General features: G+C 57.8%; 12 protein-coding genes. 5 read left to right on the forward strand and 7 right to left on the reverse strand.

The annotated features are described in order from the left end of the window. Nucleotides 1-188: 188 nt before the first annotated feature. Both NCHOL11_RS13840 and NCHOL11_RS13845 read right to left on the reverse strand, forming a co-directional pair. Entirely contained in the window at nucleotides 189-1208 is a 1020-nt protein-coding gene (locus NCHOL11_RS13840) for a zinc-dependent alcohol dehydrogenase (protein WP_097093326.1), read from the reverse strand. Between the two features lie 286 nt (nucleotides 1209-1494). Then, entirely contained in the window at nucleotides 1495-2265 is a 771-nt protein-coding gene (locus NCHOL11_RS13845) for a TetR/AcrR family transcriptional regulator (RefSeq protein WP_369680251.1), read from the reverse strand. Here NCHOL11_RS13845 and NCHOL11_RS13850 point away from each other — a divergent pair. Beyond that, nucleotides 2159-3421, forward strand: coding sequence for an amidohydrolase family protein (locus NCHOL11_RS13850; RefSeq protein WP_097093327.1), 1263 nt, complete (start codon nucleotides 2159-2161; stop codon nucleotides 3419-3421). The two genes, NCHOL11_RS13845 and NCHOL11_RS13850, sit on opposite strands and share 107 nt — an antisense overlap. Nucleotides 3422-3501: 80 nt before the next feature. Here the strand turns inward: NCHOL11_RS13850 and NCHOL11_RS13855 are convergent, their stop codons facing one another. Further along, nucleotides 3502-4257, reverse strand: coding sequence for a TetR/AcrR family transcriptional regulator C-terminal domain-containing protein (locus NCHOL11_RS13855; RefSeq protein ID WP_176502284.1), 756 nt, complete (start codon nucleotides 4255-4257; stop codon nucleotides 3502-3504). Nucleotides 4258-4760: 503 nt separating this feature from the next. Here NCHOL11_RS13855 and NCHOL11_RS13865 point away from each other — a divergent pair. From NCHOL11_RS13865 to NCHOL11_RS13875, 3 genes are all read left to right on the forward strand, one after another. Then, the gene (locus NCHOL11_RS13865; RefSeq protein WP_097093145.1) at nucleotides 4761-5174 is read left to right on the forward strand and encodes a VOC family protein; all 414 of its coding nucleotides are present in this window, start codon (nucleotides 4761-4763) and stop codon (nucleotides 5172-5174) included. 33 nt (nucleotides 5175-5207) lie between these two features. Continuing rightward, nucleotides 5208-6272: a hypothetical protein gene (locus NCHOL11_RS13870; RefSeq protein ID WP_097093146.1), complete on the forward strand. Its 1065-nt coding sequence runs from the start codon at nucleotides 5208-5210 to the stop codon at nucleotides 6270-6272. A 179-nt stretch (nucleotides 6273-6451) separates the two neighbouring features. Further along, complete coding sequence (locus tag NCHOL11_RS13875; RefSeq protein WP_097093147.1) at nucleotides 6452-8962, forward strand: TonB-dependent receptor; 2511 nt, start codon at nucleotides 6452-6454, stop codon at nucleotides 8960-8962. 77 nt (nucleotides 8963-9039) lie between these two features. Here the strand turns inward: NCHOL11_RS13875 and NCHOL11_RS13880 are convergent, their stop codons facing one another. Then, nucleotides 9040-9837 carry an SDR family NAD(P)-dependent oxidoreductase gene (locus NCHOL11_RS13880; RefSeq protein WP_097093148.1) on the reverse strand — a complete coding sequence of 266 codons (798 nt, stop codon included), beginning with the start codon at nucleotides 9835-9837 and terminating at the stop codon, nucleotides 9040-9042. A gap of 77 nt (nucleotides 9838-9914) precedes the next feature. Between NCHOL11_RS13880 and NCHOL11_RS13885 the strand changes: the two genes are divergently transcribed. Further along, nucleotides 9915-10646, forward strand: coding sequence for an arylsulfatase (locus NCHOL11_RS13885; protein WP_217991089.1), 732 nt, complete (start codon nucleotides 9915-9917; stop codon nucleotides 10644-10646). A gap of 84 nt (nucleotides 10647-10730) precedes the next feature. Here the strand turns inward: NCHOL11_RS13885 and NCHOL11_RS13890 are convergent, their stop codons facing one another. The 3 genes from NCHOL11_RS13890 to NCHOL11_RS13900 all read right to left on the reverse strand — a co-directional run bounded on the left by NCHOL11_RS13890 (nucleotide 10731) and on the right by NCHOL11_RS13900 (nucleotide 15239). Beyond that, the gene (locus NCHOL11_RS13890; RefSeq protein ID WP_176502285.1) at nucleotides 10731-12452 is read right to left on the reverse strand and encodes a PAS domain-containing protein; all 1722 of its coding nucleotides are present in this window, start codon (nucleotides 12450-12452) and stop codon (nucleotides 10731-10733) included. Continuing rightward, on the reverse strand, nucleotides 12452-12727 hold the full coding sequence (locus NCHOL11_RS13895; protein ID WP_097093149.1) for a hypothetical protein: 276 nt from the start codon (nucleotides 12725-12727) through the stop codon (nucleotides 12452-12454). Before NCHOL11_RS13895 ends, NCHOL11_RS13890 begins: the two co-directional genes overlap by 1 nt. Before the next feature lie 157 nt (nucleotides 12728-12884). After that, the gene (locus NCHOL11_RS13900; protein WP_097093150.1) at nucleotides 12885-15239 is read right to left on the reverse strand and encodes a TonB-dependent receptor; all 2355 of its coding nucleotides are present in this window, start codon (nucleotides 15237-15239) and stop codon (nucleotides 12885-12887) included. Nucleotides 15240-15560 lie beyond the last annotated feature (321 nt).

Consider the following 15560-nt stretch of genomic DNA (forward strand, 5'->3'; position numbering starts at 1 on the left):
AAATTCAATCGGCAAGTTCCACCTGATAAGCTGACAAGTCTGTATTCGCATTGGCGCGCTGTTCGCTCGGACATTCCGGTTCCGGCATGCCCTTTGACAGGTTCAGCACGGATCAGCCTTCAGCGGGAAACTGATCGCGGCGACAATGCCGCATAGCCATGCTTTGTCGAAGTACGTCCCCGCAGAGATCAGGGTTTGATGAGCACCTTGCACTGGTCTGTTGGCTTTCGCAGCGCTTCGAATGCGGCAGGAAGCTCGTCCAGGCTGACGGTCGACGTGTGCAACGGCCGGGGTTCGACGGCTCCCCGGGCGAGCGCGTCGATGACGGAGGCGAAGTCGCTTTCCGTATAAGCCTGGCTGAACCGGATCGTCACTTCCTTGCCCATGGCAACGATCGGCGCAAAGCTGTCCTCCTGGAAGACGACGCCCGCGACGACGACACAGCCGCGTACCGCCACCAGGTCCACCGCTTGCCGTATCATGCCCGGCAATCCGACGCATTCGAAGACGACAGCGGGACGCGCCTCGCCAGTAGTCTTGCGAAACGCTTCCAGCACATCCTCTTGAGCAGGATCGATGACGGCGGTCGCGCCTACTTCCAGAACACGATTCCGGCGGACGTCCGACATCTCGCTGACCACGACGTGGCGCGCGCCGGCATGGCGCGCGAAAAGCGTCACAGCCGCGCCGATGGGGCCGCCACCGAGCACCAGAACCGATGCGCCGCGTGGCAGTTCGGCCATTCCGACAATGTGGTGACCGACCGCCAGCGGCTCGACCATGGCGCCTTCCGCGAAGCTCACGCCGTCGGGCAGCCGCTGCAACATCGAGCCGCGTGCCGCGACATATTGTGCATAGGAGCCTTGAGCAGTGAGAAAGCAGCCCGTAAACAGATTCTGGCTGCACAGTGCAGGAAGACCCTGGTCGCATGTGTCGCAGCTGTTGCAAGCGTTGAGCGGCAGCGCTGTCACGCGATCCCCAGGACGCCAGCCTTTAACTGCTGATCCGACGGCAGAAATCGTGCCAGCAAATTCATGGCCCAGAATGAGCCCAGCAGGCGTATGCGCGCCTTCGGTCATGTGGAGGTCTGATCCGCAGATACCGGCATTTTCCACCGTCAGAATGACCTGATCGGGCGCGGGGGTGGGATCGTCCACCGTCTGGATCGATAATGGCTTGCCCACACCTTCGAAAACAGCAGCTCGCACGATGATCCTCTCCTGCCACCGGTTCATGTCCGGAGGCTTGTTGGCCGACTATAGGTAAGCGCCGGCATTATGGAGCATGTAACGGCCCGTTACGCCATATGCAACGCAACGCAGGATAAGCCGTCGCGATCAGCGTGCCGTCGGCTGGTCAAAGCTCGCAAATAGCTTGAGCAGGAAACCCAGATTCTGCGGAATCTGCCGGGTCGATAGTTGGACTTTTGACATGGACGGAAATCCCGTTCCAGCCAATCACTGCCTGCACCAAGTAAAACTTCGGCAGTTTGCATCAGACATCCCTTTGTTCCGTCAGGCCGTTCCGAAGGATACCTAGGGAAAGGATCTCCGCCGAGGATTGCAGGAAACCCCGGCTGGCAATGGCGTCCGGCACGCGGCCGTCCGCATAAGCATCGCTTATTTCCCCGATAACATTGCGGACGTGCATGCGTGCCGCCACGAACAGTCTCCTATCATCGGGCGTTTCCGGAAACTGCGCCTCCAAATAGTGGACCAGCGGCATAACCTGGTCGCGGACAACCTCTTCCCGCATCATCCTCTCCAGGTCCGGTACGCGTTCTTTCTCTTTCTGCATCAGCCGCAGAAAAGCTGCTGTACGCGGGGCTGAATAATGGTCGAACAAGGCTTCGCCATATCGGACGAGCGCTGGGACTAGCGGCATGTCGGGCGGCAGGCTCAGCGCGGCCTTGGTGCCCTCTGACGATAGCCACTCCAATACCGCCAGGAACAAGGATATCTTGTCGGGGTAGCTGGCGTAGAGCGTCCTTTTTGAAACGTTGGCTGCGCTGGCGATCGTGTCCATCGTCACCGCCAGGCCATTCTCGATGAACAGCCCCATGGCCGTTTCAAGCAGCTTGTGGTGACGGTGTTCCAGATCCTGCCGTCTGGGCCGACCACGGAGTGACGGATCATTCCTTATCGATGACGCACGAGCCATGGGCAGGTCCTCGCAGAAACCGTCCAAACTGCAAGCCTGTTTACATGAAAACGAAATCGTACCATTATCGAAAGGTAGGAGAGGAACGACAGATATGCGAATCATCGACGTCGACAGCCATTTCAACGAGCCAGCGGACTGGTTCGTACAAGCCAATCCCAGCCTCGCTGCCAAGCTGCCTAAGATGACGGTAGCCGAACAACTGCTCGACATCGTAGTCGGAGATCTTTTCTCCTCCGTGCCGCCAGCCTTGCGTCCTGACCCGTTGAAATTGATCCCGCCCTATGTGCTCGACGCTTATGAGAAATCACTGGCTGGCGGTGAGCCGCCGCAAATCGCGGTGGATGCGGGTGCCTTCGCCCCAGAGGCGTGGCAGCCCGCGCCGCGTATTGCATGGATGGACAAGCGCGGCATCGAAAAGCAGATCTTGTTGCCGTCCAACGGATATCATCCTTATCGGCACGCCATGCGCAATGATCCATCCTTGGCTCTTCCGGCGCTGGATACGTACAATCGTTGGGCATTGGAGCAGATGCACGGTTACACCGACCGCCTGATCCCGGCCGTGGTAGTTGATCTGATCGACGTGGAATGGTCGATTGCGCAGGTTATCTCGGGCCGTGAAAGAGGATCGCGCGCCGTATTCGTCAAAGCCGATCCCCATGGTGGAAAAGCGCTCAATCACCCAGACTTCGAACCTTTCTGGGCTACATGTGAGGATCTTGGCGTGGCGATCCTTTTCCATGTTGGCGGCGGCCGCTCGGCCATGCATCCCGGCTGGGCAAATAATGGTGGGGACCTGAGCTCTTTCTACAGGCTCGCCAATTTGTCCCGCCGTCTTGTGCCGCAACTGGCGGTCGCGGCGATGATCTTTGGCGGTGTGCTGGACCGTTATCCCAATCTTGCTGTCATTGTATCGGAACTTGGGATCGACTGGTTACCCGACTTCCTGGAAACAATAGATAGGGAAGCCGATAACAGCCGCCCGCGAATGCTCAGCTTCGCACCTTACAGCCTGCCGCTCAAACCCAGTGAATATGTCCAGCGACAGGTACGCGTGTCGGTTGTGCACCAGCAGGACGTGTTACGCCCGACGATTGATCGCGTCCCTGAGGGGATTATCGTCTTTTCATCCGACTTTCCTCATGTCGAAGGACATCAGGAGGCAGTGGCGCTGTATGACGCACAGATGGAAGGGATGAGCCAATCGGCACGGGAGAGCTTCTTTGGAAGATCTGCTGCGGAACTGTTGAAATTATAGCCGCATCCCAGAACGCGTTCCGCTATCTGGTCCGCGTGTCCTAGCGAGGGAAACTTCCGCGAATCAATTCCCTGCTTCGCTCAAAGTGATGGCATGTCTGATGTCGGATATTCTTCGAAAGGCCGTTGAGAATCTCCGTCGCGAAGCGCCAAGGCTTGGCGGGCGACCGTGACGCCGTGTAACAGGATATATAACCCATATTCCCAATTGGTTTCCGTCACCTCACGGCCGAAGACATCGATAAACTGCCGCAGCAACACTGCCTCGTCAGGCGAACGGCTCAAAACAGATTTCTTTATAATGTTAGAACGTGAACGTCCTTCCCTGAGAAGCGTCTGGTCCCGTTTCGATGCAGCGGCCGCGCCAATGACAAGGTGAGCAACGATCCGGCGAAGCTGGAGCGCTTCCTCTCCGGTAAATCCGCGTTTGGTCATCGCCTGCAGCCATGACTCGCCGGAGTCGACTTCCAGGGTCGGCGATTGGACGCCATTGATCCAGGTTTCGAGCAGCTCCCCATCCATCGTGAGCACTTCGTACAAGGCCCGGGCGTCTTCGAGGATCCAACTGCACCAGTGCTGGCCATTATCTTCCGGGTTATGAAGCCGGCGGGACGCCCTGGCGGAGGCGATCCGGACCAATTCGTCGCGGTCCTTAACGTATCCATATAATACAGCCTTCGCGACACCCAGCTTTTCCGCAACGGCGGCCATCGTCAATTGGTGCAATCCGACGGCTAAGGCGGCGTCGATCACCTGGCCAAGTTCCAGTTTACGAGGGCGCCCCCTTGGCAATGCCTTCGCCGCCTCTTTGGCCTTCAAGCCAGTATCCTTGGTCATAATCCGGGTGTTTCGCGCCATATGGTTGCTTATCTTCCGATAGCATAGTTGGGTCTGCCGCCAACGCATCATCATTACCGATATTTATCGACCATGTGGTCGAAAAAGGTTGCGTCCCGAATAACCGGGATATATTCACCGTCCAAGCTACGCGAACCCTCCTTCAAGAAATCGCGAGCTGGGAGAGGTTGGCGATGGCGGACCCGGAAATATGTGAAGCAGATCGGCTAAGTTCGACGCCAGTATGCGCGTCCGGCTTCTTCCAAGCCGTGCTAATCTTCTGCTGCACAGATACTGAAAAGCTGCGTTCCCTGCTGCTCCTGACCCTATTCTGGATCAATGGGTCAACGCCGTCTGCGCCGATTGCGATGGCTGATTAAAACCATGCCGATCTCTTAGATACGTTGGTTGCCGGAGAGATTGCGTAGCCGTCACCTCTCTAATCGACATACCGCAGCATCAACGATGCGCAGCGTAAACATGATGTTTAAGGAACGATCCATATGACGGAATCACGTAAAGCAAGCTTTGGATTCACAAAGCTGATTGTCGACGACGAAGAAGCTCAAGCCGAATATTATCATCAGGTATACGGCCTCAATAAGCTTCATCGCGTCCAGAATGACGATAGTGGCGCGGGTGGATCGATACGCGAAGTCATCATGGGTCCAGGAGACACCATGTCGTCGGAGTCTTTGGTTATGTTCAAGATTATCGATCGTCCGGCCCCTCGCGACCAGGAAGTTATTTTGGGCTTTATTACCGATGACCTGGATGCGCTTGCCTCGCGGGTTTTGGCGCATGGCGGCAAGCATAACGGCCCCATCAAATCAATGCCGCAACATGGCGTGCGCGTACTCTTCACCACCGATCCAGAAGGGCGGCTGAGTGAAAATGTCGAACTGCTGGCAAAGTGAACATGTCAAACGTCCAACGCTGAGGAGCCTGCCATGAATGCACCTTTCGTCATTCGTCCCGTTGCAGAGCCGCGCATCGTGGATGGCGTCTATACGGAGGATCAGCATGCCCGGATGATGGATGTTATCCGCCGTGAAGGGCCGTGGAAGCTCGTGCTCGCACAGCATTTCAAGTCGGTCGAGGAACTGATCGCCACTGGCTCTGGATCAATGCCGGAGGGTGTGACGCCTACCTTGGACATGTTCGTCTCGCCACATTTTCGCGGCTATTTTGCCCAGCACGGCGTGTGCCAGTTCGAGGAACTTGAGGACATATTCTATAACAGCGGCAATATGGCGCGCGTGCGTTCCTACTGGGATGCGAAATATGCGGCGCCGGAGTCCATGAACTTCATTATCCAGGGCGCCGCGCATATGTCCGATCCGGCTCACCTAGATGCGACCGAGTTTCGCGGCATCACCCATCGCAACACGCCCATTTGGCTTATGAACACCATGACGAAATCTGGCTTGTTTCAGAAGTGGCTGGTGAAGAAAGCGCAGATCGTGTCCTGGTTCTACCGGGGCACCATTGGCGGCGGCTTCACTTACTGGCCCGACGGCCCGCAGGCGGCGCCCAAGCGAATTGCAGCGCCTATGTGGAACAGGGGCGTCGTCGTACCGAATGAAATGATGTTCCATCGCGGCGAAGCATGCGGCCCGCTGCACCGGCGCAAGCCTGAGGGGCTCGCATTCGAGTCCGTGATTTCAGCCGACCCAGAGGTCGCCGATGGTTGGCGGATCAAGACGGGTGAGCGCGTGATCGATCGCATTTCCGCCGACGAGGTGCGGTTGATGGTTCACTGGGGCGCTAATGTCTATGCCGACATGGACGAGATGAAGATGATCCTTGAACATAAGGATGATCTTACACATGAGCAGGTGCTGGACATGTTCTGCGCGGATCTGCGCGAACGGGGCGTGAGCTTCGGGATGCCGTCCGACTTCCTGCACGATCGTGACTTCATCCGTGTGCTTACCGCGACCTACGACATGGGACGCCCGAGCATCTATCCGCGCGAAGCGCCTGGTCCTCATGAGGAGCAGATCGCCGCGTAAACTTGCGGCTACAAAGGCTCACAGTGCTCATGATCGATATGAATATTTTCGGATGTCCGGAAAAATCAATCTTTCAATGAACCGCAAATCAATACTCTGCTCTTTCATAAAGTGCGGCCTCATAGGGGCCGACATACAATAATAATATCAAAAAATCAGATTAATTTTAGGGAGAGTGTATGAGAAGGGTAAAGAACAACTTCGATGTCTCGTTATTGGCAGGCGCGGCATTTCTAGGTGCAATCGTGCCTGCTCAGGCACAGACGGGAGCGTCGGATGCGGCCGCGCAAACGACGCAGATCAGCGACATCATCGTCACGGCGCAACGTCGCGAAGAGCGCGCGCAGGACGTGCCGATCGTCATCAGCGCCTTCTCGCCAGAACGAATCCGCGAACTGAATATCACCGAGCCGCAAAAGCTCTATGGCAACGTTCCTTCGTTGGTCGTCGGCACCCAGGGGCAGGCGAGCCGAGACGTGCAGAGCTTCTCCATCCGCGGGCAATCAACAGGCTTTCTCGCGCTACCGTCAGTTGCGACCTACTTTAACGAAGTACCACTCATCGCTTCGATCAGTCTCAGCCTTCAAGGAGGCCCAGGCCAGTTCGTCGACCTTGAGAATGTTCAGGTTCTTTCTGGCCCTCAGGGCACTTTGTTTGGCCGGAACACGACTGGCGGCGCGGTTCTGCTATCCGCGCACAAGCCGTCCACCGACCGGGTGGAAGGCTATGTGCAGGGATCATATGGCAATTATGACCTCGTGAACATCGAGGGCGCGCTCAACGTCCCGCTGATCGAGGACAAGCTCGCCGTCCGCGTCGCTGGCGCCTATTATGACCGCACCGGCTATACCCAGGACATCGTCTGGGACAAGGATCGCGATAACCAGCATTGGTATACCGGCCGGGTCAGCATCCTTGCAAAGCCGACAGAGCAACTGACCAATAATCTGATGATCTATGGTTCGAGATCGCGGAACAACGGCGCTGGCTATATCAATCGTGGTTTTCGGATCGGATCTTTGGTTACAGGAAACTGCGCAACGCCGGCCTGTGCGGCGATCTATAACCGACAGACGGAGATCTCTCAGCAGATCGGTCCACGCAAGACCCGCAATGATGCTGACAGCTACAGCAATATTGACGCCTGGGGCGTGATCAACACGACAGATGTGGAACTGAGTGAGGAACTCACACTCCGGAACATCATAAGCTATCAGAAGCTTAAATCTGATTACGGCAATGACAATGATGGTACGCCGTTGCAGGCATATCAAATCTCGCAGAGTGCGAACTTCCCGGACTTCCCCGTCGCTGGGCTGACTGATGAATTCGGTATACCCGTCAATGGATATAACAATGCGGTGAATCTTACGGGGCCGCGCGACCATCTGAAACAGTTTACCGAAGAACTGCAGTTGCAGGGGAGAGCGCTCGATAACCATCTCACCTATGCGATCGGCGGCTTTTATATAGACACGAAGCCAGCGTCGGTGTGGCAGAGCGCAGCTGTCCAGTTCTGCTCACCGGATAATACCGGCAACCCGGTCACTTGTGCGGGCACTCGTTCCCTGAGCGGGGTTACCAACAAGTCGCGGGCCTTGTACGCCCAGGGAACGTTAGATTTCGGGGCATTTTCTGCTTCGCTCGAAAATCTGCGATTGACTGCAGGTTATCGTTATACCTGGGATACGGTGAAGGGGTTCAATACCTCATGGTCACCCCGCGCCGACGGCACCGTGATTTGTTCGGTGTTGGGTCCGATCCCGCGCCCCAGCCCCGCGGATTGCCGCTTTGACGCGACTCTGAAGACAAAGGCTCCAACCTGGACCATTGGCCTGGATTACAAGCCAATCGATGGCTTAATGGTCTATGGCAAGGTGACGCGCGGGTACAAGGCAGGCGGATTCAATTCGGTGGCAGTAAACTCCGAATTCCGGACATTCGATCCTGAAAAGCTCACCAGCTATGAAGCCGGTTTCAAGTCCGACTGGAGCATTGGCTCGGTGCCGGGTCGTCTGAACGTCACCTATTTCTATTCCGACTATAAGAATATCCAACGCCCGGGTTCGGACTTCAACCGGACCACCTTTGCAGGCGGCGCCAAGATCTTGTCGGCGACTGCCACGATCCAAGGCGTTGAGGCAGAAGCATCAATCCGCCCGTTTGAGGGACTGGAGATTGGAGGCACGTTCAGCCACACCGACGCCGACTACAAAAAATATCAGTTCACCTCGCTCGGTGCGGATCGCACCTGCCTGCCAGGCGGCGGCTTTGCAGTCGTTCCCTTCGGCGGCACCGTCGATGCGAGCTGTATACCGTTCCAGTTCGTGACGCCTTACATCTACAATATCCGTGCCACGGCGAAGCTGCCGATGGGCGAGGACATGGGTGAATTGTCCTACCTCATCAGCTATTCCCACTTTTCCAAGCAGCATACGTCGCCCACTGGTGACCCGTCTTTTGAGCCTGGATCGACGCTGGAGCCGTATGGTCTGTTGAACATGTCACTCGATTGGCGGAATATCCGCCAGACGGGCCTGGACGCGAGCCTGTTCGTTACCAATGCGACGAACAAATTATATCGCGTTGCAAATGCTAACAGCTATAATGGTCTTGGCATCTTCGCGTCGCTTTACGGCGAACCGCGTATGTATGGAATTAGGCTGCGTTACAGCTTCGGCAACAACTAAATAGAATTTGAAAAATCGACGGACGCTCACACAGTGAGCGTCCGTTTCTTGCGTAACTGTTTTGGCAGTCCTGTATCTCAGGGACCAGTGAAGGCTGTAATTCCTCCATCAACGACCAATTCTGTGCCAGTGATGTAGTTCGCCTCGTCAGAGGCCAGAAACAGGGCGGCATGCGCTACATCCCAAGCGTCACCCATCCGCGCCATGGGGACTTGCGCGTTACGGCGAGCGACCATTCCTTCATAGTCGCCTGCATTATATTTGTCCGCCAGCCGCTGAACGATCGGCGTCATCATCAGTCCGGGAACGACGCAGTTCATTCGCACACCCTTGGCGGCATAGGAAACTGCGGTAACCTTGGTGAAGTGGATCAAGCCCGCTTTGGCAGCGGCATAGGCAACCTGGTCTTTGCCGACCCAGCGTTGTCCAGCGATAGAGGAGATGTTGACGATGGCGCCCGCACCCTGGCTTGCCATCACCGGCAGCGCGGCCTTGCTGGTCAAGAAAGCGCTCGTCAGATTGAGGTCGAGTTGGCGGCGCCAGACGGCTTCGTCCATCGTCTCGGGATTGCCAGGCTCCGAGCGTCCAACGTTGTTGATCAGCACGTCAAGGCGGCCAAAGCGGCCGACGCAGTCGTCAACGAGCGCCTGCACCTGCTCTCCGTTTGTCACGTCGCAGCTTGCCACGTGCATGACATGGCCTTCGCTTTTGACGATCTCGCAAGTCTCGGCGGCTGCATCCAGATCAAGATCGACGCCCAGCACCGTTGCGCCCTGACGCGCGAGCAGAACGGCTATCGCCTTTCCATTGCCCCAACCGGGAGCAAAGGAGCCGCAACCCGTGACGATGGCGATTTTATTATCCAGCCTTAGCATCCAACCCCTTCCTTTCCACTTGCGGAAGGGGGATGGCAGCGCCATGGCCCAATGACAACTTAATTGCGGAGAGTGCAATGTCCCAGCCACCGCGCGTCATGCTCATCAGCGCTCTTGCCCAATCACCGGGGCCTGCGATGGACGCAATTCGCGAAGAATGGCCGGAAGCCAGCGCCCACAATCTGATCGATGACTCGCTCGCGGCTGACTATGCGGCGCTCGGCGAGATCACGGACGATATCTACGAAAGATTTTTGACGCTCGGCCGCTATGCGGCCGCGAGCAGTGATGGGCGTGCGCCGACCCAAGGCATATTGTTCACCTGTTCAGCCTTTCGTCCTGCAATCGAAAAGGTGAAGGCGGATCTCGACATCCCAGTCATTACACCCAATGAAGGCGCTTTCGACGAAGCCCTGAGGCTTTGCCGCGACAAGCCGGAGGGCGGCCGCATTGGTTTGCTGCTCACATTTCAGGGATCCGTGGCGCCGCTGGTGGCCGAGATCAACGCCATGGCTGATGCGATGGGTCAGGCGCATCCGACTGTCGTACCGGCGCTCGCGGCCGGAGCGCTGGAGGCTCTCCAAGCAGGCGACGGCGATCGGCATGACGCCTTGAGCGCCGCCGCAGCCGCTACATTGCCGCCAGTCGATGTGATCGTCGTCGGGCAATTTTCCATGGCGCGCGCAGTCCCTCTCGTAAGAACACTGCGATCTGAACCAATATTGACGACGCCGCACATGGCGGTGCGCAAGATACGGCGCTTGATCGAGGAGGCAGAGCGGCTCACGGGACCCGAACCCTCTAATTGAATGGCTGAGAAGCGCCGTTACCAAGCTCGCGTCAAGAACGTTCAGGTAGGTTGGTCCAAATCCTCGTTCATTCCGGGTTCCGCATCATCCTTGCGCATGCCCGAAGTCGGATGTCTGGTGAGATTGGCGATCCCGCCCGCCACGCCTGATCGCCGCCTGGACGCGGGCGACCAGCTCGCTGCGACGATATGGTTTGCCAAGCACGTCTAGCGCTTCCGGCTGCGGTCCCTGAAGAGCCATCTCGTCATTATAGCCGGTCGTAAGCAGTACTGGGACTTCAGGCGCGCGCGCCCTGACCTCCTGCGCTAGGGCGAGGCCATTGTGGGTTCCCGGCATCACCACGTCGGAGAAGACGAGGGCGACGCCGCCATTTGCCGTCAGTTCCTCGAAGGCAGCCAGTCCCTGGTCATAATCATGGGCGACCCGGACATGATAGCCCGCCTCCCGCAGAGTCGCTTCGGCAATATCTGCGATCATCAGCTCGTCCTCAACGACGAGGATTGTCTTGCTGCTCTGCCGATCGACCTCATCAGGCCGGAAGCCTCCGGTGTCGGGTTCCAAAGCCATCTGCCGATCATCATCGACAGGGATGGGGAAGAAGAAGCGGACCGATGTGCCCTGTCCCTCGACGCTATCGATCTTCAGCGCCCCCCGCGACTGCTGCGCAAAGCCGTGCGCGGTGGCGAGGCCCAACCCTGTACCTGCTCCCTTCGGCTTGGTCGTGAAAAAGGGTTCGATCGCGCGTTGCAGCGTGTCTTGGGACATGCCGGTGCCGTCATCATCCACCCGCATCACGACATATTGGCCATGATCGAGGCCAGGCACGGGATGTTCTGCGTCCACCGTTTCCGTGCCGGTGGAAACCGTAATCACGCCGCCGGTGGCCACCGCGTCGCGCGCGTTGACGATGACGTTGATGAGGGCCATTTCCAGATGATTGGGATCGGCCTCGATCTCAGGCAGCCGCCGCCGCAGGTTCAGTTGCAGGTCGGCACGCGACCCCACCGTTGAATCCAGCAGTTCAGCAATGGAACTGATAAGGCCGGTCAGTTCGATCCGCCTTGGTTCGAGGCGGCTGCGACGGGCAAAGGACAGGAGCTGGGCGGTCAGCTTCGTCCCCCGGTCGGCCGCCTGCGTAGCAGCGGCATGATAGCGCCTGAACGTCCGATCATCGTCCCGCCGCGCGGCCATCATGTCGAGGCTGCCGCCGAGGACCTGAAGCAGATTGTTGAAGTCATGGGCAACCCCAGCCGTCAGCTGTCCGATGGATTCCATCTTCTGCGATTGGAAGCGGGTGGCCTCGGCCTCCCTGCGCGCGGTGACGTCGAGCTGACTGGCGAAGAAGTAGAGAAGCTCGCCATGCTCGTCATAGACCGGCCCGATGAAAACCCCGTTCCAAAAGGGGGAGCCGTCGCGCCGATAATTCAATATCTCGATGCTGATGGCGTGACGTGCCGCGACGGCCTCACGCAATTGCCGCACTACTTCACGGTCGGTCTGAGCGCCCTGCAGGAACCGGCAGTTGCGGCCGACCACCTCATCGAGGTCATAGCCGGTGAGATCGAGAAAGGCATTGTTTGCAAAAACGATCGGATTGTCGTCCTGCGCCGGATCGGTCAGGATCATTGGCATGCGCGTCATCTCGATCGCGGCGAAGAAGACGCTGCCACGTTCGTCGAGCGATGGGTTGGTGATGACGCTTTGCTTCCAGTGATGCTGCCCGCTTTGGCTGCCCAATATATTGTCGTGCGGCGTATCCATTTCGCCGCGCGATGGAATGCCGGTGGCTGCCTTGTCTTCCTCCATCAGTCGATCTCGCTCGCCATATCTGCACGTACCGGTGCTAAAGAGTGGCTGAGGTTCTTCGCTGGATCAACCGGTGCGGAAAAGATGACGCGCAAACCCGGCCGGTTGTCATCATCCTCGATCGTCCCTGACAGCCGTTTGACCATGGCATTCAACCTACGCAATCCAAATCCCTGCCTGTTGCCCACGTCCTTTTCCCTTGTCAGCGACAATAAGCCGAAATCGGGCGCGGTGCTGCTCCAGAACAACCAAAATGGGTCCTGGTGCCCCGCCATATGCATATTTCTGCGCGTTGATGACGAGTTCACCAGTATGAGTACCACGTTGACGGCATCGTTCAGTTAACACTTGAGCGGTCGATAGGACCTAAAATGAAAAAGGGGCCAGCAGATATCCTGCTGGCCCCGATCTCCGATAAAAGTTCCGTCGAAATTAGAAGCGGAACATTCCGGTCAAACCGAACTCACGCGGATTGGTGACGTTCGCGGTACGATAGCCGGATTCATACGGCAAACCGGGCACCGGCGAGCCGGGGATGCCGGTGTTGAACTGCGTGGTCCCCAGGCTGATATTGGTGATCCGCTTCTGATTCAGCACATTCTTAGCGAAAGCGGTGAGTTCAAAGCGATCGTCTTCAGTCCGGAAGCCCGCGAAGATGTTCAGCAGGGTGCGCGAACGATAGTCGTAATCGACCTGGTCAGCGTAGAAGCCAGGACGATAGTTGACCAAGGCCCGTACAAACGGGGTGACCTGACCCATCGGAAAACGGATTTCCGTATTGGCCGTCAGGTTGAAGTCCGGCGTCTGCGACAACCGTCCATTGGTCTCGCAATAGCTGACATTGCCGGGGCCCGTGACAGCGGGAGAAGTTGCATCCTGGTTCGGCGAACCAGTACCGGCATAGTCATTGCAGGGCACGACAGCATTATCGTAGCGTGCACGGACATAGGAAGCGCTTACACCCAGGTCCCAGTTATCGTTGACGCGGCCATCGATCGACGCTTCCACGCCCTTGATCTTTGCATCGCCATTATAGTTGAAATCGAAGCCACCCGTCGGCGGGCTGGCTGCAGCCGACTCATAATAGATGCCGGTGAAGCGGTTCAGGTAATTTTCCAGGGTCTGGTAGAAAGCCGCTACAGTGAAGTTCACACGGTTGTCCAGCAGCTTGCCCTTCAGGCCAACTTCAAAGGAGTCGGTTTTTTCGGGCTGCGTACGGATCAGGTCCCGGCTCACACCCAGCGGAACCGCCACGCCCGTGCTACCGGCGCGGTAGGAATGCCCATAAGCGAAATAGGCATTGAGCCGCGAGTTAAACTCGTAGGATACCGTCACACCGCCGGTCAGCGGCTTGTTGGTGAACCGCTGCAGGTCGGCCGGGACGCCTTGCTGCGGCGGAAGCACGAATGCGGGCGCACCGATCGCCGGATTGCCAGGCGACGACACGAAGATGTCGGTCGTCTGGACATTCTTGAGGATCGAATAACGCAGGCCGCCTTCGATCGAGAAGCCGTTCGAACGATACCGCAGATTGCCGTTAAATGACCAGGTCTGCGTATCCACGGGGGTGAGTACCAGGGTATCGATCGGCACATAGGCGCCAAATGCGATCGGGAGAGGAGCGAAGAACTGATCTGCGCGCTGATTGGTGACAACGGTGCCAGTCTGCTTCGTGTAGAATGCGCCTACGCCCCAACCGAAGCCTTCCTTGTTGTTGGAGGCAAGACGAACTTCAGCCGAGTCCACCTTGTAAGGCGAGCGGACCGTGGATGCGTACACATAATCCGGGATGGCGTTGCCCGCGTCGAGATCGCGCTCAGCAGTCAGCCTGCTGTACTGATGAGCTCCGACGAACGACAGGGTTGCCGGACCGAGATCATAGTCGAATGCCAGGTTAACGATGTGGCTCTCATTCTGGTTGCGGAAGCGGCCGTCCGAGACTGCGGCATAGTCCGAAGCGTCAAGCGCCGGACCCGACCGGTTGAAGCCATCTGCCAGAGCGCCGGAACCAACAACCTGCTGGTTCTGAAGATTGTCGGCGAACAGATACTGATAGCTCAGATAAGCGGTGAAATCGCTGCTCGGACGCCAGCCCAAGGTCACGCGCGCGCTTTCGGTGCGGCTGCGCGAGCGCTCGTCGCGCGTGATGTTGCGCACATTGTTCAGGCGGTTGCCATCGACGAGGCCAGCAACGCGGATCGCAAGCGTGTCATTGAACGGCAGCGAAACGCCTGCCTGGACGTTGTAGCCAGCGCGCGACGTCGCGGTCGCCTGTGCATAGCCTTCGATCTCGTCGAAGTTCGGGCGGCGCGTCGCGATGGTGATGGAACCGGCCGGGGCGGACAGGCCGCGCAGCAGGCCCTGCGGCCCACGCAGCACTTCGATCTGCTGAATGTCATACAGGGCGGTGTAGACGGTTTGCGCGTCGGTCGGAATTTCGTTGTAATAGACCTGCACCGCCGGGCTGGTGCCCTGGTCAGGATCGAAGGTCACGCCGCGCAGGGTCGTCGTGTTGTTGCGGCCTGAGGTGTTGGTGAGTTCAAGGCCCGGCGCGAGCTGCTGCACGTCCTTGGCATCGAAGATGTTGAACTTCTGGAGCTGCTCGCCCGTTGCCACGTTGACGGTCATCGGCACAGACTGGAGCGAGCGCGCCTCACGCGTTGCGGTCACGACGATCTCGTTTACGTCATTGCCTTCGCTGCCGGCGGCATCCTGTGCCAAAGCAGCTGCCGGTGCGATCAGAGCGGCGCTGCACAACAACGCAGCGAGGGTATTCGCCTTTTTCATGTCATCCTTTCCAAGGTTCAGGGATTAGGTCCCGCGAATGGTGCCGCCGCTAGACGCGGCGCGGCCAAGCCGCAATCCGGTTCAGCATCTGACAGCAATTTTCGAACGAAACCGTGCTTTATATGCAACAGATGGTCAGAGGATTTGACGGTTTATCCCATTAATCCTGCATATTAGCGCTGCTGATATGACGATTTGCAAATCGCGGGGTCGCCTGGCGGCTCGGCGGAGGGAGGACCGGAAAGGAAGCTAAGTAATGCGTTAAGGCTCGATCACGGACTTGCTATTAGTACATAATCGTTCGAATAATGAGGTATTTTA

This window comes from Novosphingobium sp. Chol11 (assembly GCF_900218065.1).
Lineage (GTDB): Bacteria > Pseudomonadota > Alphaproteobacteria > Sphingomonadales > Sphingomonadaceae > Sphingobium > Sphingobium agri.

Excerpts from the sequence above, each read along its gene's own strand:
- NCHOL11_RS13880 (WP_097093148.1), bottom strand. The coding sequence starts at position 9,837 with ATGCTAAGGCTGGATAATAAAATCGCCATCGTCACGGGTTGCGGCTCC.
- NCHOL11_RS13870 (WP_097093146.1), top strand. The coding sequence starts at position 5,208 with ATGAATGCACCTTTCGTCATTCGTCCCGTTGCAGAGCCGCGCATCGTG.
- NCHOL11_RS13890 (WP_176502285.1), bottom strand. The coding sequence starts at position 12,452 with ATGGAGGAAGACAAGGCAGCCACCGGCATTCCATCGCGCGGCGAAATG.
- NCHOL11_RS13900 (WP_097093150.1), bottom strand. The coding sequence starts at position 15,239 with ATGAAAAAGGCGAATACCCTCGCTGCGTTGTTGTGCAGCGCCGCTCTG.
- NCHOL11_RS13855 (WP_176502284.1), bottom strand. The coding sequence starts at position 4,257 with ATGACCAAGGATACTGGCTTGAAGGCCAAAGAGGCGGCGAAGGCATTG.
- NCHOL11_RS13875 (WP_097093147.1), top strand. The coding sequence starts at position 6,452 with ATGAGAAGGGTAAAGAACAACTTCGATGTCTCGTTATTGGCAGGCGCG.
- NCHOL11_RS13895 (WP_097093149.1), bottom strand. The coding sequence starts at position 12,727 with ATGGCGGGGCACCAGGACCCATTTTGGTTGTTCTGGAGCAGCACCGCG.
- NCHOL11_RS13845 (WP_369680251.1), bottom strand. The coding sequence starts at position 2,265 with ATGATTCGCATATCTGTCGTTCCTCTCCTACCTTTCGATAATGGTACG.
- NCHOL11_RS13885 (WP_217991089.1), top strand. The coding sequence starts at position 9,915 with ATGTCCCAGCCACCGCGCGTCATGCTCATCAGCGCTCTTGCCCAATCA.
- NCHOL11_RS13865 (WP_097093145.1), top strand. The coding sequence starts at position 4,761 with ATGACGGAATCACGTAAAGCAAGCTTTGGATTCACAAAGCTGATTGTC.
- NCHOL11_RS13850 (WP_097093327.1), top strand. The coding sequence starts at position 2,159 with ATGGGCAGGTCCTCGCAGAAACCGTCCAAACTGCAAGCCTGTTTACAT.